This window comes from Polaribacter marinaquae (assembly GCF_038019025.1).
In the GTDB taxonomy this organism is placed as follows: Bacteria; Bacteroidota; Bacteroidia; order Flavobacteriales; family Flavobacteriaceae; genus Polaribacter; species Polaribacter marinaquae.
Window position 1 is genome coordinate 273,393 of the sequence record NZ_CP150496.1, and the last position, 23,398, is coordinate 296,790.

Below are 23,398 nucleotides of genomic sequence, written 5' to 3' on the forward strand. Positions count from 1 at the left end.
TCCATTTTTAAAAGATAACAGAAATAGTAAGACACCAAAAGAAATAAAGAAAAGGATTCTTTTATTTTTTGATTTGAATAACGTTTGCAAAAAAATGTACATTTATTAATTAAAAAAAGCTGCAAAATTGCAGCTTATATTTATTTTATTTCATTCCCTTCATCATTTGCATCATTTTTTTGCCACCACCACCTTGCATCATTTTCATCATCTTGCTCATTTGATTAAATTGCTTCATCAATTGATTTACTTCTGTAACCGATGTACCAGAACCTTTAGCTATTCTTTTCTTACGACTAGCATTAATAGTTGTTGGTGTGCTTCTTTCTGAAGGTGTCATAGAATGTATAATTGCTTCAATACCTTTAAAAGCATCATCATCAATATCAATATCTTTCATTGCTTTACCAGCACCAGGAATCATACCCATAAGGTCTTTCATGCTTCCCATTTTCTTTATTTGCTGAATCTGATTTAAGAAATCATCAAAACCAAACTGATTTTTTGCAATTTTTTTCTGTAATTTTCTAGCTTCCTCTTCATCATATTGATCTTGAGCTCTTTCAACAAGAGAAATAACATCTCCCATTCCAAGAATTCTATCTGCCATTCTATCAGGATGAAAAACGTCTATAGCATCCATCTTCTCTCCAGTACCAATAAATTTAATTGGTTTGTCTACTACAGATTTAATCGATAACGCAGCTCCACCACGAGTATCACCATCTAACTTTGTAAGAACAACACCATCAAAATTTAAAATATCATTAAAGGCCTTTGCTGTATTAACTGCATCTTGCCCTGTCATAGAATCTACAACAAATAGCGTTTCTTGTGGCGTAATTGCTTTATGAATATTAGAGATCTCTGTCATCATTTCTTCATCAACAGCTAAACGACCAGCAGTATCGATAATTACAACATTTTTGCCATTAGCTTTGGCGTGTTGTATAGCGTTTTTAGAAATTTCTACAGGATTGTTATTACCAACTTCTGCATATACTTCTACACCAATTTGCTCACCAACTACTTGTAATTGGTTAATTGCTGCAGGTCTATAAACATCACAACCAACAAGAAGTACTTGTTTTGCTTTTTTTGTTTTTAAGAAGTTAGCTAATTTTCCAGAAAAAGTTGTTTTACCAGAACCTTGTAAACCAGACATTAAAATTACGGTTGGTGATCCACCAAGGTTAACACCTACAGTTTCACCACCCATTAGTTCTGTTAGTTCATCTTTAACTAACTTAACCATTAATTGCCCAGGATTTAATGTAGTTAATACATCTTGTCCTATTGCTTTTGTTTGAACACTTTTAGTAAATTGTTTTGCAATTTTAAAGTTAACATCGGCATCTAATAACGCTCTTCTAACTTCTTTTAAAGTTTCTGCAACGTTTACTTCTGTAATTTTACCGTGTCCTTTAAGGGTGTGTAAGGCTTTATCTAATTTATCGCTTAAATTATTAAACATAATTTGTGTCTTTTTTTTGGAAACACAAATATAATAAATTAACAAGAATTTTAAGAAAGTTATTAATGCCTTTTTTTACAAGTTTTTCTTTAAAAATAATGCGGTAAAAAAGTTTGTAAAATGTAAAAAAATAGAAATCAAGAAAAATATAATTGCTATTGTAAATAATAATGAACTATAATTGTATAAGTTTTTGTAATCTAAATTATTATATGTTTTTAGGGTTTTAAAATATTGAGAAATCATTAAGGTTACTAATGATGAAATTTGGGTAATTAAATGTAAAATAGTGAGCCATTTATTTGGTTTTTTGCCTGTCCATTTTAAAATATAATAATTAAAAGCAATTAATAAAAAATACACAGCAGATACATAGAACCAATAATTGATACTTATAGTCATGTAAATATCCATAAAATCGATATTTATAAGATTATTATTTACAATACCTAAGATGATGAACGAAATGCTAAACGCTAGAAATGTTAAGTATGGTTTATCTAAACAGTTTTTTAATAAAGATACTTTATAAGTTTTCATATTTTTCTGAAAAAATAGTAGTGTGATGTTCTAAATGATATGCAGACCACATAACAATTTCTCTAATAGTCATTTTACCCATTAAAGGATGTGGAATAACCAATCGGTCTAAATTTAAATCACTTCTTCTTCTAACTTTATTTTGAAGTTTTTTATTAGATAAAGACAATTTACGAAGTATTTTTTTTCTACTTTTTAAAGAAGGTTTTTTTAATTTACTATTAAATTTTCTCGCCTTATCTTCATTGCCTTTTAATTTATTTTGATAATTCTTAACAACCGTATCGTAATCTCTTGTTTCTCTGTTGCACAAACCAAATTTGTGTTTTAAAAAGAATCTCGGAAAGTTTAAAGCTTTGTTTAATAATTGAAAACTGTTAACCAGATGCAGAACATGCTGCCCAGTAGTCCATTTATCAGAAGGACCTTTTTCCCAAATTTCTTTGGGTTGTTTTTCTAACCAATCGATTAAAATATCATGATTAGTTTGTAACAATTCTATTATTTCTTTTTTATTCATTCAGAATAATTATATCAATAAATATACAAAATTTAAAGCATAAAAAAAGAGCTTTGCTAAAGCTCTTATATCATTAAAATGATTACAAATTATTTTTGTTTCGGAATAAATTCTAAAGCAACTCCGTTAATACAATGACGTTTTCCTGTGGTTTCTTGTGGCCCATCATCAAAAGAATGCCCTAAATGGCCACCACAAGTATTACATTTAAGTTCTGTTCTTGCATAACCAATTTTATAATCTACATCTAATTCTACGTTTCCTTTAACTGCTCTATCAAAAGATGGCCATCCTGTTCCAGAAATAAATTTATGTTTTGTTTCGTATAAAGGTGTTTTACATGCAGCACATACAAATGTTCCTGGCGTTTTTATTTTATTTAATTCACTAGAATGTGGTCTTTCTGTGCCTGCTTGCCTAAGCACATAATATTGTTGTTCTGTTAGTTCTTTTTTCCATTGTGCATCTGTTTTTGAGATTTTGTACGTTTTGGCTTTATCAGATTTTTTCTGAGCATTACCAGCACAACTAAAGAAAGAGAAAATAATAATTAATGAAAATATTTTATTCATGATGATTTTATTTGTAAGTTTTTATTGAATTATTTTGTCGATATAGCTATCGAAAACTTACACAAATTTACTTTTTTTAAAATTCATTTTAAAGTGATTTTCTTTTTCAGTTAAGATTAAAACTGATATAGTTCAAATTCTAATAATAAAATTTATAAATTGCTATCGAAAATAAAATATTAGAATAAAAACAATCAAAAATGAAGAAAATAGCCATTTTATTATTTACTGTTATTCTTTTTTCAGAATGTAGTAAAGTTCCTATTACAGGTAGAAGTAGAGTTAATTTTGTAAGTGATTCACAAGTTTTACCTGCAAGTTTTGCACAATATCAAGGTTTTTTAGAAGAAAATAAACTTTCTACAAATAGAACCATGACTAATCAAGTAAAAAGTGTTGGTACAAATATTGCAGCTGCTGTAGATCGATTTATGAGAGCCAATAATATGACTAGTGAAGCAGAAGCTTATAGATGGGAATTTAATTTAGTAGAAGACAATACGGTAAACGCTTGGTGTATGCCAGGAGGGAAAGTGGTTTTTTATACTGGTATAATGCCAATTTGTAAAAATGTTGATGGAGTAGCAGCAGTTATGGGGCACGAGGTTGCACATGCATTTGCTAAACATGGCCAAGAAAGAATGTCTCAAGGACAATTACAACAAATCGGAGGATTAGCTGTGGCTTTAGGTACTTCTGGTAAAGATGCAAAAACACAACAATTATGGAATACTGCTTTTGGAATAGGTTCTGGTTTAGGAGTTTTAAAGTTTAGTAGAGTTCACGAACAAGAGGCAGATAGATTAGGATTGGTATTTATGATTATGGCTGGTTATGATGGTACAGAAGCTGCAGAAGTTTGGGTAAGAATGAGCCAGAAATCTGGCGGAAGCTCTCAACCAGAAATTTTAAGTACACACCCTTCTAACGAATCTAGAATTCAAGATTTAAAAACGTATTTACCTACCGCAAGAAAGTATGCAGCTAAATTTAATGTAGCCGCAAAATAAAAATAATTTAAAAGGTAAAAACTTTTACTATATTGTATGCCGTTCAATACACATTGAACGGCATTTTTATTTAAAAAAACGATATGTTAAAAATAGGAGATAAAAAATTAATTAATGCTTGGGCTTTTTATGATTGGGCAAACTCTGTGTATTCTTTAGTTATTAGTACTGCTGTTTTCCCTTTATTTTATAGCGCCATAACAAAAGATGAAATTGTAACATTTTTAGGCATGAAATGGGATTACCCAGATACTTTATACAGTTACGCTTTATCTTTTTCTTTTTTAGTTGTTGCATTTATGTCTCCAATTTTATCTGCTATTGCAGATTATACGGGTAACAAACTTAAGTTTATGAAATTCTTTTGTTGGCTTGGTGGTTTGTCTGTAATTTCTATGTATTTCTTTAAAGATTTAAACACCGCTTGGATAGGTATTATTTGTACAATTTTAGCAAGTATTGGTTTTTGGTCTAGTATTGTTTTTTACAATTCTTATTTACCAGAAGTTGCGCATCCAGAACAACAAGATGCTGCAAGTGCTAAAGGTTTTATTCATGGTTATATTGGTTCTATAATTTTACTTTTAATTTGTTTAGGAATGATTTTAGCACCTAATACTTTTGGTTTTGATACCAGTATTTCTGAGACTATATTATCTTCTGGTAACAGTTTAGAAATTGAAAAAGCTATAGAAGATGCTAAAAATGCAGCATCATTAAAGGCCATGAGAATATCTTTTGTTATGGTGGGCTTATGGTGGATTGGTTTTGCACAAATAACATTTAAAAAATTGCCAAACAATATTTACAATAGAAAACCAGAAAAAGATTTTATTTGGAAGGGTTTTAAAGAACTAAAAAAAGTTTGGATAGAATTAAAAGGATATCCAACCTTAAGAAACTTTTTAATTGCTTTCTTTTTACTGAGTGTTGGTGTACAAACAATTATTTTATTAGCAACAATTTTTGGTTCATCAGAATTAGGTTTAGGTACTACAAATTTAATTGTAACGGTATTACTTATTCAGTTTGTTGCTATTTTAGGTGCTTGGGTTTTTTCTAACGTTTCTAAAAAATTAGGAAATTTTATGGCAATAAAAATCACTATTTTCATATGGATTTTAGTTTGTTTTTCTGCTTTTATGCTAGAAAAAGAATTAAAAAATGTAGAAATTTATTTTTATGCTTTAGGCGGATTATTAGGTTTGGTGTTAGGTGCAATTCAATCTTTAACAAGATCTACATATTCTAAACTTTTACCAAAAACTCAAGACAATGCAACGTATTTTAGTTTTTATGATGTTACAGAAAAGATAGCAATTGTATTAGGAACTTTTGTATTCGGATTCTTAATCTATTTAACAGACTCTATGCAATGGAGTGTTCTTTCTTTGGCTTTGTTTTTTGTAGCTGCTTTAATTGTATTAAGTACTTTAAAAAGAACGGAACACGTACATTAATTTTAGAATAAAATTATTAAAATAAAAAAGTGTCACTGTTTAGTGACACTTTTTTTATGAACACAAATGTTCAATTTAAATATGAACATTAATTCCTAAAACTACATTTCTACCTTGGTTAAATATTCCATCATTTTTTAATCGAGATAAATGATTGATATATTTTTTATTTAATAAATTATTAACGCTAAGTGAACCTGTAAATTTTACATTTCTTATAGAAACATCTCCACCTAAAGCAAAATTTAATAAATTATAATTGCTAGTTTGGGTTTCAAAAGAGCTTACATTTTCTTGAGAAAAAGTACTTTCTAATGTAATAGAAGTATAACCTTGCGTTAACCAGTCTTTATAATTAAATTCTGTTCTAAAGGTATTTCTCCAAGTATTAGCAGGTATTAGCGGTAAATAATCTCCATTTTTTTGTTTACCAATTACAGTTTCGAAAGTACTTTCTAAATGCAACCAATCTTGTGGATGCGGATGTAAATGGAAACCAAATTCACCACCATACAATTTTGCATTTTCTTGTATATATGTAAATACTTGTTCACCATCTTCAATTTCATCCGTAGGCGTTATAAATATATAATTGTTTAAATGGTTGTAAAATCCGTTAGCAAATACCTCGAAATGTTCTGTTTTGTATTCTAAGGAAAGATCTAATTGTACATTTTTTTCATTTACCAAATTACTATTTCCTTTTTCAAATCTATTTGTACCATGATGCACTCCGTTAGAACTTAATTCTGCTAAGTTAGGAGCTCTAAAACCAGAAGCAACATTTATTCTTGTAGTAATTTGATCTGATAATGAAGTTTTAAAACCTAAAGAAGTTGTAAAACTGTTGTAAGATTTATTTACAGCCTCAAAAACATGTATTTCATCATCATGAGCAACTTCATGTCTTTCTGTATCAATTTTTCTATTATCAAAACGAATACCAGCTTGTAAAGTATTGTTATTCCATGTGTAATTTGCGGTTGTAAAAATTCCGAAGTCATTTACGGTAGCATTTGGTATTAAAATTTCTTCACCAAAATTAGTATTTGTTTGATGTAAACCTTGTATACCAGATAAAATTTCTAAGCTTCCAATTTTAGGGAAATGATATTTTGCATTATAGGTAAATGTTTTCAATTTCATTCTTAAAGCAGCTTCTTCATGTTCTTCATCATGGTCTTCATCTGCGTGGTCATGATCATCTTCATCTTCATCCTCATCATGGTCATCGTGCTCTTCATGTTCTTCAAACTCTTGTCTATCATTAAAAGTATAACCTAAATCGATATCTAATTTAGAATCTCCAAAAAAGAAGTGGTTATGAGAGCTTATAATATGATTGTCTATTGTTTGAAACGGTTCTAATAAATCATTACTTGTTGATTGTAGATCGATTCCTTCTGTTAAACCTAAATTAGATTTGTTGTAATTGTACCTTAATTCTGATGTAAATTTATTTTTAGAATATGCAATTCCAGATTTAAAATCCTTTTCGTTAAAACGTGTATTTGTAACTCTTTTATCTGTAGGTATTTTATAATCTGCATGATTAGCATAAGTTCCTCTTGCTAAAAACTTCCAATTTTCTAAAGAACTTTTAACTCCTACGGATGTATTTGTTCCTAATGTATTATTAAAGTAACGCTGATTGATATTAACTTTTGTTTTATTTGAAGAAGCAAATTTTTCTGGATTTAGATATAAAACACCACCTAATGCATCAGAACCATAAAGTAAAGATGCAGCACCTTTAATTACTTCTACAGAACCAATACCGGCATCATTAATACCTAAACCGTGTTCGCCACCAAATTGCTGATTTTCTAAACGAATACCTTGTGTGTAAACCAAAACTCTGTTACCGCTTAAACCTCTAATAACAGGTTTACCAATAGAATTTCCGGTAGAGATTTGAGAAACTCCTGCAATATTTACAATTCCTTCGGATAATGTTGTAGCTCCTAATTTTTGCAATTTATTTGCAGAAAGTCTTTCAACTTTCATCACATTTTCTGATTGCAATTTATTAAAAGGAGTAGAAACAATAATTTCGTCTATTTCATAAAATGTTTCAACTAATTGTAAATTAATTTCTAGGTTGTTATCGTTTAAATCTACATTTTTAGATACAGTTTTATAACCTAAATAAGTAAATGTTAATTTAATTTTTCCGTTTGGGATGTTTTTTAATTTATAAAAACCATCATTATTAGTTATAGTTCCTTTGTGAATTTCTTGTGCATGAATTTCTACACCAATTAGTGCATTGTTATTAGTGTCTGTAATTTTTCCTGAAATGCTATTTTGAGCATTCACAGATATAAATGCCGTTAAAAATAGCAGTTTTAAATATGATTTCATTGTAATGTATTTACTATTAAATAGAAGATTTTCCCAGAAAATTATATTGAAAAATAATTAGTAGGGTATAGGTAAATAGTTCTAAATAGTAAATTTAGGTGGTGCTCTAGAAGATTTTTTAGAAATTTTTACTTCTTTAAATCTAATTTTTTTTGATATAAAATTACTTTTGTATATTTCTATGTTTGTTAATTCGAATGAATTAAAAGTAAAGTTAAATGTTATTAATTGTTTGTGCAGTTCATCACAATTTAAAGAATCTTGATGTAAGTGTTGCTCTACTTTTGATGAACAAACCACATGGTCATGATTTTCTAGCGCGTGGGTTATTTGTATTGATGCAGGAAACATCAATACGAACAAAAATAAAAAACTGATATGTTGTTTAAAACCTTTGATAAAATTACTTTTTTCTAATTTTTAAATTCAGCATTTCTACTCCTAAAGAAAAAGCGATCGCAAAGTACAAATATCCTTTAGGAATAGCTCCTACAGTTTTGTTAAAAATTTCTGTATGCGATAAATGTGCAGCTTCTGTAATAAGCATAAAGCCAATTAAAATTAAAAAAGAAAGCGCCAACATTTGAATTGTTGGATTTTTATTTACGAAATTACTTATTGGTTTAGAAAAAATCATCATAATAAGAATCGAGACAATTACTGCAATAATCATAATTATAAGTGCACCTTCGATTCCGTTAGTCATACCAACTGCGGTAAGAATACTATCAAAAGAAAAAACAATATCTATTAATATTATTTGAATAATTACACTAGAAAAAGAAATTACTTTTGGTGATTTTAGTACTTCATCTTCGTTTGTGTTTTCTACTTTTTGTCTTATTTCTTTTGTGCTTTTGTATAATAGAAATAATCCACCTAAAAATAAAATTATACTTTGACCAGTAATACCTGTTTTAAACCATTCGATATCTATTTTTAAAAAAGGATCTTTTAAAGCAATTAAATAAGATACACCAAATAGCAAAATGATTCTCGTAATCATTGCTAAGGCCAAACCTAAAATTGTTGCTTTTCTTTCTTGATTTTCTGGTAATTTGTTGGCAGATATTGATATAAATATAATATTATCTATACCTAAAATTATTTCTAAAAACGTTAATGTTAGTAGTGCTACCCAAGTATCTGCATTTAGAAATATTTCCATGTTATTTTATTTTATAAATAGTACCGTCGGTTAAAAATTTACTGAATCCTATTTTAGCAGAAAAATCGTAAGAACTGTCTTTAATCTTAGTTATTTGCACATAAATAGCATCTTTGTCTAACTGCTTTTTTGGTGATTTCATTTTTAAAGAATAGAAAAAATTACTTTTCCATTTAATGTATAAAGTATCTATATGTTTAATTCTTTTTTCTGTGGTTAAACTATCTGCAGAAATACTTACAATTTTATCGTACTCTTCTATTTGCAAACTATCGATTCTAGTAATTTTAGTTTTACTATAACCGTCTCCGGCAGGAATTTCGAAAACACCTTGTTTAAATCTATCCGGATCACCTTTTTCAGCTTTACAAGAAGCTAATATTAGAAAAAAAAGACAAGAAAAAAGAGACAAAACAATGCCTTTATTTCTTTTAAAAATAAATTTTGAAACCTCTTTTTTCTCTATCTTTTTTTCTGTTTTTATCATTTTAAATACCTGTATAATTTGCTGGTGTTATTGCTTTTAATTCGTTTTTAATTTCATCAGAAACTTCTAACGTATCTATAAAGTTAGCAATAGAATTTTGATTTATTTTTTCGTTTGTTCTAGTTAATCCTTTTAAAGCTTCATAAGGATTAGGATATGCTTCTCTTCTTAAAATTGTTTGTATTGCTTCTGCAACCACAGCCCAATTATTTTCTAAATCTTGCTCGAACTTTTCTTTGTTTAATAACAATTTATTTAAACCTTTTAAAGTAGATGTAAATGCGATAATGGTATGCCCAAAAGGTACACCAACATTACGTAAAACCGTACTATCTGTTAAATCTCTTTGTAGTCTAGAAATTGGTAATTTTGCAGAAAGATGTTCGAAAATTGCATTAGCCAAACCTAAATTTCCTTCAGAATTTTCGAAGTCGATTGGGTTAACTTTATGTGGCATTGCAGAAGAACCTACTTCACCAGCTTTAATTTTTTGTTTAAAATAATCCATAGAAACATAGGTCCAGAAATCTCTGTCTAAATCTATAATTATTGTATTGATACGTTTTAAAGTATCAAACAAAGCAGCCATATGGTCGTAGTGTTCTATTTGAGTTGTTGGAAAAGAATGCTGTAAACCTAATTTTTCTTGTACAAAAGTAGTTCCAAATTCTTTCCAATCTATTGCAGGATAAGCTACTTTATGTGCATTATAATTACCTGTTGCGCCACCAAATTTAGCTGCACTTGGTATATCATTTAACAAATTGAATTGTTCTTTTAAACGAACCACAAAAACTTCTATTTCTTTCCCTAATCTTGTAGGAGAAGCTGGTTGACCATGAGTTCTTGCCAACATAGAAATATCTGCCCATTCTGTAACCAATTCTTGTAGTTTTTCTAAAACTTCAAAATATTGAGGTACATAAACATCATTCATTGCTTCTTTTATAGAAAGCGGAACAGCGGTATTATTAATATCTTGAGACGTCAATCCGAAGTGGATAAATTCTTTAAATTCTTGTAAATTTAAAGCATCAAATTTTTCTTTGATAAAATATTCTACAGCTTTTACATCATGGTTTGTAATGCTTTCGATATCTTTAATTTTCTGCGCATCTTCAGCTGTAAATTCTGTATAAATTTTACGTAATTCTTCAAAAAGAGAAGTATCAAAACCTTCTAATTGTGGTAAAGGAATTTCGCATAAAGCGATAAAATATTCTATTTCTACGCGAACTCTATATTTAATTAAAGCTTCTTCAGAAAAATAGTTTGCAAGTTTATCAATTTTACCTCTATAACGACCATCAATAGGTGAGATGGCATTTAATTTTGTTAAGTTCATTTTTTAGTTATGTTGTTAATTGCAAAAATAGGTAATTTAACAGATTTATAAACTCGATTTTTGATGTTTTTCTATCATTGCTAAAATGTGATTCCCGCGAGCTTTACAGCCTTTGCTTTCGTGTATAATTTTTGTTTGTATTAAATGTTTTAATTCAGGATGAATCCACTCTTTTTCTAAGCCAAAAAAGTATAAAGTATTCATTGTATAAGCTCTAACCGCAATTTTTTGTGGTGTAATTAACCAATCAAATCCTGTTTCAACGATGTTGTCTATATGTTTTTTTGTTAATTTTTTTTGAACATCATTTTCTTTTTTTGCATAATTAGCAGTAGCCAAATGTTCACAAATTTTAGCACAAGGTCTTGTAGCGCTGTCAAATTTTACATTGTAAATTTCAGTTGTAAAAGTATCTAAATGTGGTAAAATCCAGTTTATGTGATTATGTGTGCAAATCCATTCTAAAATCCAAGCAGCTTTAATAGATGTTTTATCATCAACATTAAAAGTAATAGTTATCAAATCTTTAAATAAATCTGGATTATCTAATACAATATTTGCAACTCTTTGGCGGTTATCTCTTTTAGGATTTGCCATATTATTAAGTTGCTCTGTCATATGAAGTAAATTTGAATTTGGCACTATTAATGTATATTTGTTTTAAAAATTTTGTTTAAATGATAAATATAAAAAGACTGTTTTTGATTTTATGCTTTTTCTCTTGTTTTTTAACAACTGAAAGAATCAATGCTCAAAAAATAAATCAGTTTGATGCGAATAAGAAAAGAACTGGTGTTTGGAAAAAATATTATCCTAATAAACGTGTGCGTTACACTGGCCAGTTTAAAAACGGAAAAGAAGTTGGTGTTTTTAAGTTTTACGACATTAGAACTTCTGAGCATCCTGTCATAATAAAAACTTTTTTTGAGGATTCTGATTCTCTTTTTGTTCAATTTTACACTTTAAAAGGCAAGATTAAAACTGAAGGCGTTTTAAATGATAGAAAAAGAGTAGGGAATTGGCAATATTTTTATCCTGACGGAACTTTAATGTCTGAAGAAAATTATAAAAATGGAAAACTCGATGGCGAACAGTTGGTATATTATCCTAACGGACAAGTCACTGAATTTGCTACTTATAAAAACGGGTTATTAGATGGTGTAACTAGTAAATATTCTAGTAAAGGAGTTTTAATTGAAGAAGTTACATATAAAGAAGGTAAACCAAACGGATTAGCAAAATATTTTGAATTGAATGGTAATTTAAAAGAAACCGGAACTTATAAAAATGGTGTTCGAGTTGGTAAATGGGAATATTATTTAGACGGAGAACTTGCTACAGATTTAGAAAAAAAGAAAAAAAGTACGTTTACACGAAAAAAAGACAATTAATAGATAACATAAATTAATATATCTATCAATTTTTTCAATCTTTAAAAACCATTTCTAATTCGTACATTTGCAAACTCAAAAATAGATAATGAAAAGAGTAGTTGTTGGTCTTTCTGGTGGTGTAGATTCTAGTGTTACTGCACATTTATTAAAAGAACAAGGTTACGAAGTTATTGGGCTTTTTATGAAAAATTGGCACGATGATTCTGTAACTATTTCAAATGAGTGCCCATGGTTAGAAGATAGTAATGATGCAATGATTGTTGCAGAAAAGTTAGGTATTCCGTTTCAAGTAGTAGATTTAAGCGAACAATATAAAGAGCGTATTGTAGATTATATGTTCGATGAATATTCTAAAGGAAGAACACCAAACCCAGACGTACTTTGTAATAGAGAAATTAAGTTTGATGTCTTTATGGACATTGCCTTAAAGTTAGGTGCAGATTATGTTGCAACGGGTCATTATTGTAGAAAAGGAGAAGAAATTATAAACGGTAAATCTGTTTATAAATTATTAGCTGGTAAAGATAATAACAAAGACCAATCTTACTTTTTGTGTCAATTATCGCAAGAGCAATTAACAAAAGCTTTATTTCCAATAGGTGAATTAACAAAACCACAAGTTAGAGAAATTGCCAAAGAAGCAGATTTAATTACTGCAGAAAAGAAAGATTCGCAAGGTTTGTGTTTTATTGGTAAAGTTAGATTACCAGAGTTTTTACAGCAAAAATTGCAACCGAAAACTGGTGAGATTGTTACAATTCCTTCAGATTTTGAACAATACACAAAACCAACACCAGAATTTGAAAATAAAGAAGCAGCTTTAAAATATTATGCTACTAAGTTTTCTTATCATAAAAACGATGGTAAAATTGTTGGTAAACACCAAGGAGCTCACTATTTTACAAAAGGACAGCGTAAAGGTTTAAATGTTGGCGGAACAAAAGAGGCTTTGTATGTTATTGAAACGGATGTAAACGAAAATGTTATTTACACAGGCGAAGGTAAAAATCATCAAGGGTTATACAGAAATGTGTTGTTTGTAGCTAATGAAGAAATTCATTGGATTCGTGAAGATTTAACGCTTAAAACCGGCGAAACTTTAGACGTCGAAGCTAGAATAAGATACAGACAGGCTTTAGAAAAAGCCACTTTACATAAAGTTGAAACAGGTATGTATGTAGAATTTGAAAATAAACAATCTGCAATACAAGAAGGACAATTTGTTGCTTGGTATTTAGACGAAGAATTGCTCGGGTCTGGAGTAATTTCGTAAGCTTTAAATTTATAAAATCATAAAAAAGTAGTAATTTCGAAAACATGAAGAAATTACTACTTTTTTTGTTTGCAATTACTTTTTTTCAAGCAAAGGCACAAGAAGATGCTTGGTTGTTTTTAAAAGATAAACCTAGTGCAGAAACATATTTAGAAAACCCGCTTCTAATGTTATCTCAAAGAGCATTAGATAGAAGAAATAAACTAAATATAGCGGTTGGTTTAATTGATGTTCCTTTAGAAAACACATATTTAGAAACACTAAAAACTACTAATGGTATAACAGTTTTAGGTGCTTCTAAATGGTTAAATGCAGTTCATATTCAAGCTACACAAAGTGATATTGAAAATGCTAAACAAAATTTAAGTTTTATAGATTATATAGAATATGCTAATAAATCTTTAAATCAAGCGGCAAGAAAGGGTAAGAAAATCAAACAAAATCATCAGAATAAATTTAATAATTCTATGACTGATTTTACCTACGGAAGTACTAAAAATCAAATTGAAATGTTAAAAGGTGATTTTTTACATGGAATTAATTTAACCGCAAAAAACCAAATTATAGCAGTTATTGACACGGGTTTTCCAAACGTAAATACATTACAGGCATTTCAAAGATTAAGAGATAATAATAAGATTTTAGGAGGTTATGATTTTGTAGAAAGAAGTACAAATTTTTATTCGGGTCATAATCATGGTACAAATGTACTTTCTACAATTGGTGGTTATATAGAAAATGAATTTGTTGGTTCAGCGCCAGATGCTTCATTCTACTTATTTAGAACAGAAAATGTCGCTGTAGAAGTTCCGTTAGAAGAAACATTATGGGTAGAGGCAGCAGAAAGAGCAGATAGTTTAGGTGTTGATGTAATAAACACATCTTTGGGGTATTCTACTTTTGATAATCCAGATTACAGTTATAATTATAATGATATGGATGGAAAAACTACATTTATATCTAGAGGAGCAGAAATTGCTGCAAACCGCGGAATTTTAGTTGTTAATTCTGCCGGAAATTCTGGTACTGATTCTTGGAAATATATTACTGCACCTGCAGATGCTGTATCTGTAATTACTGTAGGTTCTGTAGATAGTAATGGAAATATATCTAGTTTTAGTTCTTTTGGACCAACTTCTGATGGAAGAATTAAACCAGAAATTTTAGCGCAGGGTACTGCTTCGGCTATTATTAATCATACAGATAATTCTGTTTCAAGCGCTAGTGGTACTTCTTTTTCTGCTCCAATAATGGCAGGTTTAATAGCTTGTTTAAATGATACAGGAAATATAATTTTTAAAACGTTAAATAAAAAAGATCAAGCAAAACAATTAAACAATCGAATTCAAAAGTTAAAACAGTCTATAATAGAATCTGCTGATAAATTTAATAATCCAACAGATCAGCATGGTTACGGTATTCCTAATTTTGAAACTGCTTACAATAGTTTTTTAGTAAGCTTATCCACAGAAAATTATTCAATAAATGATATAGAAGTTTATCCAAATCCGGTTTTAAATGAGCTTAATATTACTATTGATAATCTTCATTTAAATGAAACTAAAGTTTCAGTTTATACAATTCTTGGTAAAAAGATTTTAACCTTTGAAAATAAAAAAAATATAGATGTTTCATCTTTAAAGTCAGGTGTTTATTTATTGAAAATTAAAAATGGGACTTCTTTAAAATCACTTAAATTTATTAAAAAATAATGATCAAGTACATTAAAAAATTATTACTATTATTATTTATTCTATGTTATGCAAAGTCGAATGCTCAAAAAGATTCGATTGTTACTTTTTACGATAACAAATTTAATGTAGTTGAAAAGAAATCTAAAGCATACTTTTTTGAAATTTTAACAAAAGTTACTGATTCTCTTTGGCTAGGTAGAAGATATAAGAAAAATGGAAAGATATTCCATTATGTGCACTATAAATCCAAGAATAAAAAGATTAAAATTGGTCAAGCTTTAACTATAAACAGTAATGGTAAAACTGTTGGATTAATGTATTTTAATCATAAAGGTGAAATACATGGAATGCATAAGCAATGGTTTGATAATGGTAATTTAAGTCTCGAAGGAAGATATTTCAATAATAAAAAAGAAGGTCTTTTTAAAGTTTATCATTTCAATTCTAAAATAGCTGGTAAAGCGATTTTTAAAAATGATACTTTAACTCGTGAAATTTATTATGATATTAAAGGTAATGTTGTTAATAAAGAAGATGTTGTTTGTAGACAAAAAGCTGAGTTTAAAGGAGGTGAAAAAGCTTTCAAAAAAAAGTTAAGAGAATTAAAAGATAAGTTAACTTACAAAATTAATGGAACTGTAAATGTTTATTTTAAAATTAACACACTAGGCGATATAGTTGATGTAACACTAGATGGAGATTTACCATTGAAACTTCAGAAGGAAGTCATTACATTTTTTGAATCGATAAAAGGATGGTCTCCAGCAATTGATAGAAATAGATTGGTTGAAGCAAGTATAGTCCAAAAGATAAATTTTAAATTATGACAAATAAAATAACAGAATTATTTAAAATAAAATATCCAGTAATTCAAGGAGGAATGATTTGGGTGTCTGGTTATAAATTAGCAGCAGCAGTATCTAATGCAGGTGGATTAGGACTAATTGGTGCAGGTTCGATGTATCCAGAAGTTCTAAGAGAACATATACAGAAATGTAAAAAAGCAACTTCAAAACCCTTTGGTGTTAATGTACCAATGTTATATCCTGATATTGAAAAAATAATAGAAATTATTGTTGAAGAAGGTGTTAAAATAGTTTTTACTTCTGCAGGTAACCCTAAAACTTATACTTCTTTTCTAAAGGAAAAAGGTATTACTGTTGTACATGTTGTTAGTTCTGTAAAGTTTGCATTAAAATCTGAAGCAGCAGGTGTTGATGCGGTAGTTTGTGAAGGTTTTGAAGCCGGTGGACATAATGGTCGAGAAGAAACTACAACTTTTACGCTAATACCAATGGTTAAAGAGCAATTGAAAATTCCGGTTATTGCAGCAGGAGGAGTTGGAACGGGTAGAGGAATGCTTGCAGCAATGGTTTTAGGTGCAGATGCAGTGCAAATTGGTAGTAGGTTTGCGGCTACAGAAGAATCTTCTGCACATTCTAATTTTAAGAAAACTATTATTGATGTTAAAGATGGTGATACACAATTAACATTAAAAGAATTGGCACCAGTTAGATTGGTGAAAAATAATTTTTACAATCAAATACAAGAATTATATCAACAAAATCCAACTTTAGAGGAAATTAAAGATCTTTTAGGTAGAGCACGTGCAAAAAAAGGAATGTTTGAAGGTGATTTAGATAATGGCGAATTAGAAATAGGGCAAGTAGCCGGATTAATACATAAAATTAAACCAGCTAAAGAAGTTTTAGATGAAATTGTAGCTGAATTTAATACTGTTAAAGCATTAATTGCCAGTATTTAAGTTATTTTCTAAAATAAAAGTAAATAAACTTGGTTATTTAATTTTATTGGCATTATCTTTGTAACTCAATAAACGTTGTTAGTAATTAAACAAGCAACATATTTAATATTATTATAATGAATAAAGGTACCGTAAAATTTTTCAATGAATCTAAAGGATTCGGATTCATCACTGAAGAAGGAACAAACAAAGAACATTTTGTACATGTGTCAGGTTTAGTTGACGAAATTCGTGAAAACGATGAAGTTGAGTTTGACTTACAAGATGGAAGAAAAGGATTAAACGCAGTAAACGTAAGAGTTATATAATTATATATTATTACTAGTTAAATTTTTATCTAAAAGCCTATCAATTATTGATAGGCTTTTTTTATTTTAGTCATTAAAAAATTAATATGAAAGATGGTAGACAAAGAAAAAATGTACAATTGGGTATTTTTGTAGAAATTGTACAAAAACATCATCAATCTTCGGGTGAATTAACAAAAGGTGTTGTACAGAAAATATTAACCAAATCTAAAAACCATCCTTACGGAATAAAGGTACAATTAGAATCTGGTTTGGTTGGTAGAGTTAAGAATATACTGGATTAAGATTTTCTTCTATTTGTCTAAAACTTTAATTTCATAAAGCTTTCTACTTTTATTATTTAATTTGTTTTCTCTTAACCAAGGATTGTGAATTTTTAATTCTTTATAATTCATTCCGTAGTTTTTAGCAAAGTTAGTCAAGTTGGTAATTACAGTATCAACCTTAACTGTTCTTGTTTTTTCAAGAGTATAAAGATCAGAATCTTCGAAAACAAATCCATATTTCTTTGGATTCGAAATTATTTCTTTTAAAGCAATTATCCTAAATATGTAACGCTCTGTTTCATCAGGAAGTAAAGCATCGTAATAACTACTTACTTGTTGCGTTTCTAATCTTTTAGAAACACCATAATTACCAGCGTTATATGCAGCAGCAGCTAACGTCCAAGAACCTAATTTGTTTTTAGATTTCTTTAAGTATTCGGCTGCAACTTTTGTAGATTTTTCAATATTATAACGTTCGTCTACGTTTTTATTAATTTCTAATCCGTATTCTTTACCTGTTGCTCTCATAAAATGCCACATACCCGCAGCACCAACAGAAGAAGTTTCATCTGTAAAACCACTTTCGGCTAAAGCTAAAAACTTAAAATCATCAGGTAAATTATATTTTTTTAATAATGGTTCTATTATTGGGAAATATTTATTGGCTCTCTTTATAAGCAATAATCCATTTGATTGCCAATAGGTATTTACAAGTAATTCGCGTTCCATTCTCTCTCTTACATCATTAATTTCTAAAGGAACTCTTTCTCCTGCAAGGTTTAATCCTTCAGGTAATTTAAGAGATTTAATTTTGTAAGTTCTATGTGTAAGTGTTTCCGGATCTGTATCAGATTTATGTACACCGTTAAAAAAAACGATGGTTATAAGAGTTACACTTAGTAAAGAAAATATGCGTTGTAAAGATTTCATAATATCAATTTTACCATAAATGTATGGAAAACACTTTAGTTTAAAAAGTTAAAACGTCATCAATAATCTTAGATATTTTTTTTGCTTTGGTTAATATCATGATATGTGTTCCGCCTTTGATTTCTATAGCGTTTTTTACATTTTTAATAGGAAATACGGTGTCTTTCGTTCCGTGAATATGTACAATATCTTCTAAAGGACTAATTTGTTCCCATTTAAGAACATTGTAAATAGACCATTTAAGGTATTTCTTACTTCTAACAGAAAGATATTTCTTATATAAGTCTGCTTTTTTCTTTAAAGATTTACCAAGAAAATACCTTGCATAATCTTCAAAATTCTCTACAATTACTGTAGGAAAAAACTTGTAAACCTTTGTAAATTTTGCCAGTTTAAATTTTTTAGGCAATTCGCCTTGATTTTTAACACTAGAAATAATAATTACTTTCTTAGGATTTACAAATTTGGCAATTTCTTGTACCATAATTCCGCCGAAAGAAACACCAACTAAAACAGGATTTTTTTCTTTAATTTCATCACTTAACCTGCATGCATAATTATCTATATCTTCTTCTAAAGCCAGTGGTTTGATCCATTTTAAATAATGAAAAGTATACTTTTCTGGATCTAATTCTAAATTTTCAAAAATTTCTGGACCCGCAGCTAAACCGGGCATAAAATATATAGGGGTTTTATTCATTTAAATTATATGTATTTTGTCGACATTAGAGCATCAAAACAAATGCCAAATTTACTTTTTCTTAATGTTAATTTAATCTTAAAGATTTGTAAAATTTAATCTCACAGAACCATCTTCGTCTATTTCAGTTAAGACTACTTTATGAAGTGTATTTACCAATGCAGGATTCCATGGAGTTTTTACTTTTACGTAATTTTCTGTAAAACCATGTATATATCCTTCTTTATTTTCACTTTCGAACAAAACAGTTAAAGTATTACCTAATTGACTTTCGTAAAAAGCTCTACGTTTTTTTGCAGATAAACCTCTAAGCATTTTACTTCTTTTTGCTCTTACTTTTTTAGGAACTACGCCTTCAAATTCAACAGCTTCTGTATTAGGTCTTTCAGAATAGGTAAAAACATGTAAGTACGAAATATCCATTTCGTTTAAATAATTATATGTTTCTAAAAATAATTCGTCTGTTTCACCAGGAAAACCAACAATAACATCAACACCAATACAAGCATTTGGCATAACTTCTTTAATACGAGTAACCCTATTTGTATAAGTATTTGTTAAGTATCTACGTTTCATTTTATTTAATAAAACATCGCTACCAGATTGTAAAGGAATATGAAAATGAGGTACAAAAGAAGAAGATTTAGAAACAAAGTCTATAGTTTCATCTTTTAATAGATTTGGTTCTATAGATGAGATTCTTAAACGATGAATTCCATCTACTTTATCTAGTTCTTTAACAAGTTCTAAAAAGGTATGTTCGTGTTTTTTATTACCAAACTCACCTTTACCATAATCACCAATATTTACCCCAGTTAATACAATTTCTTTAATACCTTTAGAAGAAATTTCTTTGGCGTTAGAAATTACGTTTTCTAAAGTATCACTTCTAGAGATTCCTCTAGCTAGAGGTATTGTACAATATGTACACTTATAATCGCAACCATCTTGAACTTTTAAAAATGCTCTTGTTCTGTCTCCAATAGAATAAGAACCAACATAAAAATCGGCATCAGAAATTTCACAAGAATGTACTTCACCAACATTGTTTTTAGTTAAATCATTTATGTAAGAAGTAACATTAAATTTTTCTGTTGCACCAAGAACTAAATCTACACCATCTACTGCAGCTAATTCTTCTGGTTTAAGTTGCGCGTAACAACCAACAGCTATTAAAAATGCATCATCATTTTTCTTTAAAGCATTTTTTACAATAGATTTAAAACGTTTATCTGCATTGTCTGTAACAGAGCATGTATTTATTACATATACATCTGCTTTCTCTTCAAACTCTACACGTTTAAAACCTTCATTAACAAAATTTCTAGCAATAGTAGATGTTTCAGAGAAGTTAAGTTTACAACCTAAAGTATAAAAAGCTACCTTTTTTTCTGCGACCATTTTTATGATTTTTGCAAATGCAAAAGTACGATTTTATTGATGATTTTTAAAATGGATCGATTACATATTAATAAATGGTTAAATAGTAAAATTATAAACTATTCATTAACTTGATATTACATTTTATTTTTTAACTTAATTAATCGTTTTTTAATCTCTAAATTATATTTTTGGAGTTTAAAAATATGTTATAATGATAATTGATAATTTGAAAACACCATATTATGCTGTAGTTTTTTCAACAATTTTAACCGATAATATAAAAGGTTATGAAGAAATGGCTGATAAAATGGAGCTGTTGGCAAAAAAACAACCTGGTTATTTAGGTATCGAATCTGCTAGAAAAAGTATTGGTATTACTATTTCTTATTGGAGTTCTTTAGAGGCTATAATTGCTTGGAAAAACAATGTAGAACATACAGAAGCTAGAGAATTAGGGAGAAAAAAATGGTACAAGAAATATCGTTTACGTATTTGTAAAGTAGAAAGAGAATATGGTTTTGAGAGCTAATAACTTTTTCTTTTGATAATTTTTGTTGCTTTTGTTTGAATTCTATTTTTTAGTAAATAAGTTATTGAACCAAACAAAAATTTAAATTCTGTAGCTTTAAGCATTAAACGGCTAAACTTTAATAACCTACCAAATTCACTTTTTAAGTTTTTAGAGTAAGTTGATAAAAAATCTTCACTATAGTCATTGTTTTTTAGACTAGCCTCAATAGATTTTGCACAAATGATACCAGACATCATTCCTGTACCTACACCTTCTTTGTAAAAAGGATTTGTTAAGCCAGCAGCATCACCAACCAACATAAATCTATTTCCGTATACTTTATTTTTACCAAAATTATAAGGAATACTCCATCCTCGCCAAGAATCAATTTTAATAGCATTTGTAAATTTATACGCTACTTTAGGATGGTTTTTAATTATTGATTCTACTTGCTCGATTAAATTAATATTATGTTTTAATATCAATTTTGCATTTCCGCCTAAACTTATATTTACAGATCCATCAGAAAGAGGAAAAATATAGAAAAATAATGGAATTTTTTTATAGATGATCCTTATTTCAGCTTCGTTAGTTTTAGATAAGTTGGTTACGTTTTTAAAATAACCGTTTACAAATGTAGATGTTAAGTTTTTTTGAAGTTTATTTCCGGCTAGTTTTCTACTTACAATAGAGTTAACACCATCTGCACCAATAACAATTTTACTTAAAACTTCTTTACCGTCTTTTAGCTTGATGAGCACACCGTCTTTAAGTTCAGTTATATTTTTAACTCCATTACCAAAATCAAAAGAAGCATACTTATCAGAAATATTCTTAACTAAAAAGTCATCAAAATCGAATCTTTTAGCATAAGTTATTACCATGTTCCGATCTTTACTTTCTTTAAAGTTGATATCTACATTATTATTTACATGTAGTTTAATATTTTTACTATGTATAAATTTAGGGTGATTTAAAAATTTATCAAACAAACCTTCATCTATTAAGCGTAAAGCTTTGTAAGCATATAAAATCAATCCATCGCCACAAGTTTTATTTCTAGGAAAAGTAGATTTATCTATGATATAATGTGGTATTTTCATCTTTGATAAAGTCAAAGATGTGCTTGCACCCGATGGGCCAGCACCAATAATACAGACATCAGTTTTTATCATAGCTATTGGGTGAATCTCTTTTGTTAATTTTAGCTAATTTACTTAATCTTTCCAATTAATTTTTGATAGAATAGGGAAGTGGTCTGAGTTTTTGTTTTCTAAAGTTAAAAATTGATTAACTATAGCATCTTTATCGGTTAAAATAAAATCTATTCTTAACGGAAACCAATAAGAAAAAGACTTACCAAAACCTTTACCAGCTTCTATAAAAGCATCTTTTTTGTTATCTGATATTTGATGATATAACCAAGAGTAAGAAGTATTGTTAAAATCTCCGCTTATAATTTTTTTACCAGTCCATAATTTCTCATGCGCTAAAAAAATATTGGTTTGTTCTGCTTGTTTTTTAAATGAATTTGAAACTCGTTTTATTAATTTTTCTGAATTTTCTTCACCAAAATTTTCTTCGTTAGGCTTTATTCTTAGAGATTCGAAATGAACGTTATAAATTCTTATGGTGTCTTTATTCTTAAGTATATCTGCAAAAATTATATTATTTCCTTTACTATCTAAATCTAGCGAACCTGAATTTACAATTTTATATTTAGAATAAATTGCCAATCCATATTGACTCTTTTTTGACCTAAGTTTGATGTATTTATAGGGAAAAGATAATTTATTTTTCTTTGATTTATAATATTCTTGAATAACTAAAATGTCTGGATTTTTATCAGAAATAAAATCAAAACCATTAGAAAAGTTGCTACTGTCTTTTGATTTTGTAAATAAATCGAAAGCTTTTACGTTATAACTCATCACTTTTAAATCGGAATTTAAAGATGAATTATTACTTGAAATTTTGTAAAAAGGAGGTGTGAAAAGCCATCCAACAATTAAAACTATTATTGATATTAAAAACTGACGTTTAAGTTTTAACAACCAATAAATAACAAAGAAAAGATTGATAATCAGTAAAAAGGGTACAAATAAACTTAAAATAGCAAACACCGGAACAACACTTGGCGATATAAATGGCAACAAGTAAGAAAGTAACAGTAGTGTTGCAGCAAGAGAGTTCAATAAATAAAGAACTTTGTCTATAAAAGATAAGTTTTTCAT

Annotated in this window: 25 protein-coding genes; 10 read left to right on the top strand and 15 right to left on the bottom strand. The window is 28.5% G+C overall.

All coding sequences use genetic code 11. The features are described from left to right. Positions 1-145: 145 nt before the first annotated feature. The 4 genes from ffh to msrB form a co-directional block, all read right to left on the bottom strand. A complete protein-coding gene (ffh, locus tag WG950_RS01265; RefSeq protein ID WP_079736728.1) occupies positions 146-1,474 on the bottom strand; it encodes a signal recognition particle protein in 1,329 nt (442 codons plus the stop codon). 75 nt (positions 1,475-1,549) lie between these two features. Further along, complete coding sequence (locus WG950_RS01270; protein WP_340933610.1) at positions 1,550-2,014, bottom strand: hypothetical protein; 465 nt, start codon at positions 2,012-2,014, stop codon at positions 1,550-1,552. Then, positions 2,001-2,534 carry a DinB family protein gene (locus WG950_RS01275; RefSeq protein WP_340933612.1) on the bottom strand — a complete coding sequence of 178 codons (534 nt, stop codon included), beginning with the start codon at positions 2,532-2,534 and terminating at the stop codon, positions 2,001-2,003. The genes WG950_RS01270 and WG950_RS01275 overlap by 14 nt, the downstream gene beginning before the upstream one ends. 89 nt (positions 2,535-2,623) lie before the next feature. Next, positions 2,624-3,106: a peptide-methionine (R)-S-oxide reductase MsrB gene (gene msrB, locus WG950_RS01280; RefSeq protein WP_340933614.1), complete on the bottom strand. Its 483-nt coding sequence runs from the start codon at positions 3,104-3,106 to the stop codon at positions 2,624-2,626. A 200-nt stretch (positions 3,107-3,306) separates the two neighbouring features. Here msrB and WG950_RS01285 point away from each other — a divergent pair, with 200 nt between their 5' ends. Together WG950_RS01285 and WG950_RS01290 are read left to right on the top strand one after the other, a co-directional pair. Beyond that, positions 3,307-4,116: a M48 family metallopeptidase gene (locus tag WG950_RS01285; protein WP_077809464.1), complete on the top strand. Its 810-nt coding sequence runs from the start codon at positions 3,307-3,309 to the stop codon at positions 4,114-4,116. An 83-nt stretch (positions 4,117-4,199) separates the two neighbouring features. Continuing rightward, positions 4,200-5,576: an MFS transporter gene (locus WG950_RS01290; protein ID WP_340933616.1), complete on the top strand. Its 1,377-nt coding sequence runs from the start codon at positions 4,200-4,202 to the stop codon at positions 5,574-5,576. A gap of 75 nt (positions 5,577-5,651) precedes the next feature. Here WG950_RS01290 and WG950_RS01295 read toward each other — a convergent pair whose 3' ends face one another. The 6 genes from WG950_RS01295 to WG950_RS01320 form a co-directional block, all read right to left on the bottom strand. Further along, on the bottom strand, positions 5,652-7,940 hold the full coding sequence (locus WG950_RS01295) for a TonB-dependent receptor (protein WP_340933618.1): 2,289 nt from the start codon (positions 7,938-7,940) through the stop codon (positions 5,652-5,654). Positions 7,941-8,021: 81 nt separating this feature from the next. Further along, positions 8,022-8,294, bottom strand: coding sequence for a hypothetical protein (locus WG950_RS01300; protein WP_340933619.1), 273 nt, complete (start codon positions 8,292-8,294; stop codon positions 8,022-8,024). A 49-nt stretch (positions 8,295-8,343) separates the two neighbouring features. Next, complete coding sequence (locus WG950_RS01305) at positions 8,344-9,108, bottom strand: TerC family protein (RefSeq protein WP_340933621.1); 765 nt, start codon at positions 9,106-9,108, stop codon at positions 8,344-8,346. A 1-nt stretch (position 9,109) separates the two neighbouring features. Continuing rightward, entirely contained in the window at positions 9,110-9,595 is a 486-nt protein-coding gene (locus WG950_RS01310; protein ID WP_340933622.1) for a hypothetical protein, read from the bottom strand. Between the two features lies 1 nt (position 9,596). Then, the gene (gene purB, locus WG950_RS01315) at positions 9,597-10,940 is read right to left on the bottom strand and encodes an adenylosuccinate lyase (RefSeq protein WP_340933624.1); all 1,344 of its coding nucleotides are present in this window, start codon (positions 10,938-10,940) and stop codon (positions 9,597-9,599) included. Between the two features lie 45 nt (positions 10,941-10,985). Next, on the bottom strand, positions 10,986-11,558 hold the full coding sequence (locus tag WG950_RS01320; protein WP_340933626.1) for an adenylosuccinate lyase: 573 nt from the start codon (positions 11,556-11,558) through the stop codon (positions 10,986-10,988). Between the two features lie 59 nt (positions 11,559-11,617). Between WG950_RS01320 and WG950_RS01325 the strand changes: the two genes are divergently transcribed. The 7 genes from WG950_RS01325 to WG950_RS01355 all read left to right on the top strand — a co-directional run bounded on the left by WG950_RS01325 (position 11,618) and on the right by WG950_RS01355 (position 17,658). After that, positions 11,618-12,331 carry a toxin-antitoxin system YwqK family antitoxin gene (locus WG950_RS01325; RefSeq protein WP_340933628.1) on the top strand — a complete coding sequence of 238 codons (714 nt, stop codon included), beginning with the start codon at positions 11,618-11,620 and terminating at the stop codon, positions 12,329-12,331. Between the two features lie 88 nt (positions 12,332-12,419). Next, positions 12,420-13,607 carry a tRNA 2-thiouridine(34) synthase MnmA gene (mnmA, locus tag WG950_RS01330; RefSeq protein WP_340933630.1) on the top strand — a complete coding sequence of 396 codons (1,188 nt, stop codon included), beginning with the start codon at positions 12,420-12,422 and terminating at the stop codon, positions 13,605-13,607. A gap of 44 nt (positions 13,608-13,651) precedes the next feature. Then, positions 13,652-15,319 carry a S8 family serine peptidase gene (locus tag WG950_RS01335; RefSeq protein ID WP_340933632.1) on the top strand — a complete coding sequence of 556 codons (1,668 nt, stop codon included), beginning with the start codon at positions 13,652-13,654 and terminating at the stop codon, positions 15,317-15,319. After that, positions 15,319-16,128, top strand: a complete 810-nt coding sequence (locus tag WG950_RS01340; RefSeq protein WP_340933635.1) for a hypothetical protein — start codon at positions 15,319-15,321, stop codon at positions 16,126-16,128. The genes WG950_RS01335 and WG950_RS01340 overlap by 1 nt, the downstream gene beginning before the upstream one ends. After that, complete coding sequence (locus WG950_RS01345; protein ID WP_340933638.1) at positions 16,125-17,066, top strand: NAD(P)H-dependent flavin oxidoreductase; 942 nt, start codon at positions 16,125-16,127, stop codon at positions 17,064-17,066. The genes WG950_RS01340 and WG950_RS01345 overlap by 4 nt, the downstream gene beginning before the upstream one ends. A gap of 116 nt (positions 17,067-17,182) precedes the next feature. Continuing rightward, entirely contained in the window at positions 17,183-17,374 is a 192-nt protein-coding gene (locus tag WG950_RS01350) for a cold-shock protein (RefSeq protein WP_077809452.1), read from the top strand. A gap of 86 nt (positions 17,375-17,460) precedes the next feature. Next, positions 17,461-17,658: a YwbE family protein gene (locus WG950_RS01355; protein WP_340933642.1), complete on the top strand. Its 198-nt coding sequence runs from the start codon at positions 17,461-17,463 to the stop codon at positions 17,656-17,658. A gap of 9 nt (positions 17,659-17,667) precedes the next feature. Here WG950_RS01355 and WG950_RS01360 read toward each other — a convergent pair whose 3' ends face one another. The 3 genes from WG950_RS01360 to mtaB form a co-directional block, all read right to left on the bottom strand. Further along, complete coding sequence (locus WG950_RS01360) at positions 17,668-18,570, bottom strand: lytic transglycosylase domain-containing protein (RefSeq protein ID WP_340933644.1); 903 nt, start codon at positions 18,568-18,570, stop codon at positions 17,668-17,670. Between the two features lie 40 nt (positions 18,571-18,610). After that, the gene (locus WG950_RS01365; RefSeq protein WP_340933647.1) at positions 18,611-19,270 is read right to left on the bottom strand and encodes an alpha/beta hydrolase; all 660 of its coding nucleotides are present in this window, start codon (positions 19,268-19,270) and stop codon (positions 18,611-18,613) included. A gap of 78 nt (positions 19,271-19,348) precedes the next feature. Continuing rightward, positions 19,349-20,671, bottom strand: a complete 1,323-nt coding sequence (gene mtaB / locus WG950_RS01370; protein ID WP_340933649.1) for a tRNA (N(6)-L-threonylcarbamoyladenosine(37)-C(2))-methylthiotransferase MtaB — start codon at positions 20,669-20,671, stop codon at positions 19,349-19,351. 193 nt (positions 20,672-20,864) lie between these two features. Here mtaB and WG950_RS01375 point away from each other — a divergent pair, with 193 nt between their 5' ends. After that, a complete protein-coding gene (locus WG950_RS01375) occupies positions 20,865-21,182 on the top strand; it encodes an antibiotic biosynthesis monooxygenase family protein (RefSeq protein ID WP_340933651.1) in 318 nt (105 codons plus the stop codon). Here WG950_RS01375 and WG950_RS01380 read toward each other — a convergent pair. Beyond that, positions 21,179-22,339 (bottom strand): NAD(P)/FAD-dependent oxidoreductase, encoded by a 1,161-nt coding sequence (locus WG950_RS01380; protein ID WP_340933653.1) that lies wholly within the window; start codon positions 22,337-22,339, stop codon positions 21,179-21,181. The genes WG950_RS01375 and WG950_RS01380 overlap by 4 nt on opposite strands. Before the next feature lie 42 nt (positions 22,340-22,381). After that, entirely contained in the window at positions 22,382-23,398 is a 1,017-nt protein-coding gene (locus WG950_RS01385) for an endonuclease/exonuclease/phosphatase family protein (protein WP_340933655.1), read from the bottom strand.

Excerpts from the sequence above, each read along its gene's own strand:
- ffh (WP_079736728.1), bottom strand. The coding sequence starts at position 1,474 with ATGTTTAATAATTTAAGCGATAAATTAGATAAAGCCTTACACACCCTT.
- WG950_RS01270 (WP_340933610.1), bottom strand. The coding sequence starts at position 2,014 with ATGAAAACTTATAAAGTATCTTTATTAAAAAACTGTTTAGATAAACCA.
- WG950_RS01275 (WP_340933612.1), bottom strand. The coding sequence starts at position 2,534 with ATGAATAAAAAAGAAATAATAGAATTGTTACAAACTAATCATGATATT.
- msrB (WP_340933614.1), bottom strand. The coding sequence starts at position 3,106 with ATGAATAAAATATTTTCATTAATTATTATTTTCTCTTTCTTTAGTTGT.
- WG950_RS01285 (WP_077809464.1), top strand. The coding sequence starts at position 3,307 with ATGAAGAAAATAGCCATTTTATTATTTACTGTTATTCTTTTTTCAGAA.
- WG950_RS01290 (WP_340933616.1), top strand. The coding sequence starts at position 4,200 with ATGTTAAAAATAGGAGATAAAAAATTAATTAATGCTTGGGCTTTTTAT.
- WG950_RS01295 (WP_340933618.1), bottom strand. The coding sequence starts at position 7,940 with ATGAAATCATATTTAAAACTGCTATTTTTAACGGCATTTATATCTGTG.
- WG950_RS01305 (WP_340933621.1), bottom strand. The coding sequence starts at position 9,108 with ATGGAAATATTTCTAAATGCAGATACTTGGGTAGCACTACTAACATTA.
- WG950_RS01310 (WP_340933622.1), bottom strand. The coding sequence starts at position 9,595 with ATGATAAAAACAGAAAAAAAGATAGAGAAAAAAGAGGTTTCAAAATTT.
- purB (WP_340933624.1), bottom strand. The coding sequence starts at position 10,940 with ATGAACTTAACAAAATTAAATGCCATCTCACCTATTGATGGTCGTTAT.
- WG950_RS01320 (WP_340933626.1), bottom strand. The coding sequence starts at position 11,558 with ATGACAGAGCAACTTAATAATATGGCAAATCCTAAAAGAGATAACCGC.
- WG950_RS01325 (WP_340933628.1), top strand. The coding sequence starts at position 11,618 with ATGATAAATATAAAAAGACTGTTTTTGATTTTATGCTTTTTCTCTTGT.
- mnmA (WP_340933630.1), top strand. The coding sequence starts at position 12,420 with ATGAAAAGAGTAGTTGTTGGTCTTTCTGGTGGTGTAGATTCTAGTGTT.
- WG950_RS01335 (WP_340933632.1), top strand. The coding sequence starts at position 13,652 with ATGAAGAAATTACTACTTTTTTTGTTTGCAATTACTTTTTTTCAAGCA.
- WG950_RS01340 (WP_340933635.1), top strand. The coding sequence starts at position 15,319 with ATGATCAAGTACATTAAAAAATTATTACTATTATTATTTATTCTATGT.
- WG950_RS01345 (WP_340933638.1), top strand. The coding sequence starts at position 16,125 with ATGACAAATAAAATAACAGAATTATTTAAAATAAAATATCCAGTAATT.
- WG950_RS01350 (WP_077809452.1), top strand. The coding sequence starts at position 17,183 with ATGAATAAAGGTACCGTAAAATTTTTCAATGAATCTAAAGGATTCGGA.
- WG950_RS01355 (WP_340933642.1), top strand. The coding sequence starts at position 17,461 with ATGAAAGATGGTAGACAAAGAAAAAATGTACAATTGGGTATTTTTGTA.
- WG950_RS01360 (WP_340933644.1), bottom strand. The coding sequence starts at position 18,570 with ATGAAATCTTTACAACGCATATTTTCTTTACTAAGTGTAACTCTTATA.
- WG950_RS01365 (WP_340933647.1), bottom strand. The coding sequence starts at position 19,270 with ATGAATAAAACCCCTATATATTTTATGCCCGGTTTAGCTGCGGGTCCA.
- mtaB (WP_340933649.1), bottom strand. The coding sequence starts at position 20,671 with ATGGTCGCAGAAAAAAAGGTAGCTTTTTATACTTTAGGTTGTAAACTT.
- WG950_RS01375 (WP_340933651.1), top strand. The coding sequence starts at position 20,865 with ATGATAATTGATAATTTGAAAACACCATATTATGCTGTAGTTTTTTCA.
- WG950_RS01380 (WP_340933653.1), bottom strand. The coding sequence starts at position 22,339 with ATGATAAAAACTGATGTCTGTATTATTGGTGCTGGCCCATCGGGTGCA.
- WG950_RS01385 (WP_340933655.1), bottom strand. The coding sequence starts at position 23,398 with ATGAAAAACTTATCTTTTATAGACAAAGTTCTTTATTTATTGAACTCT.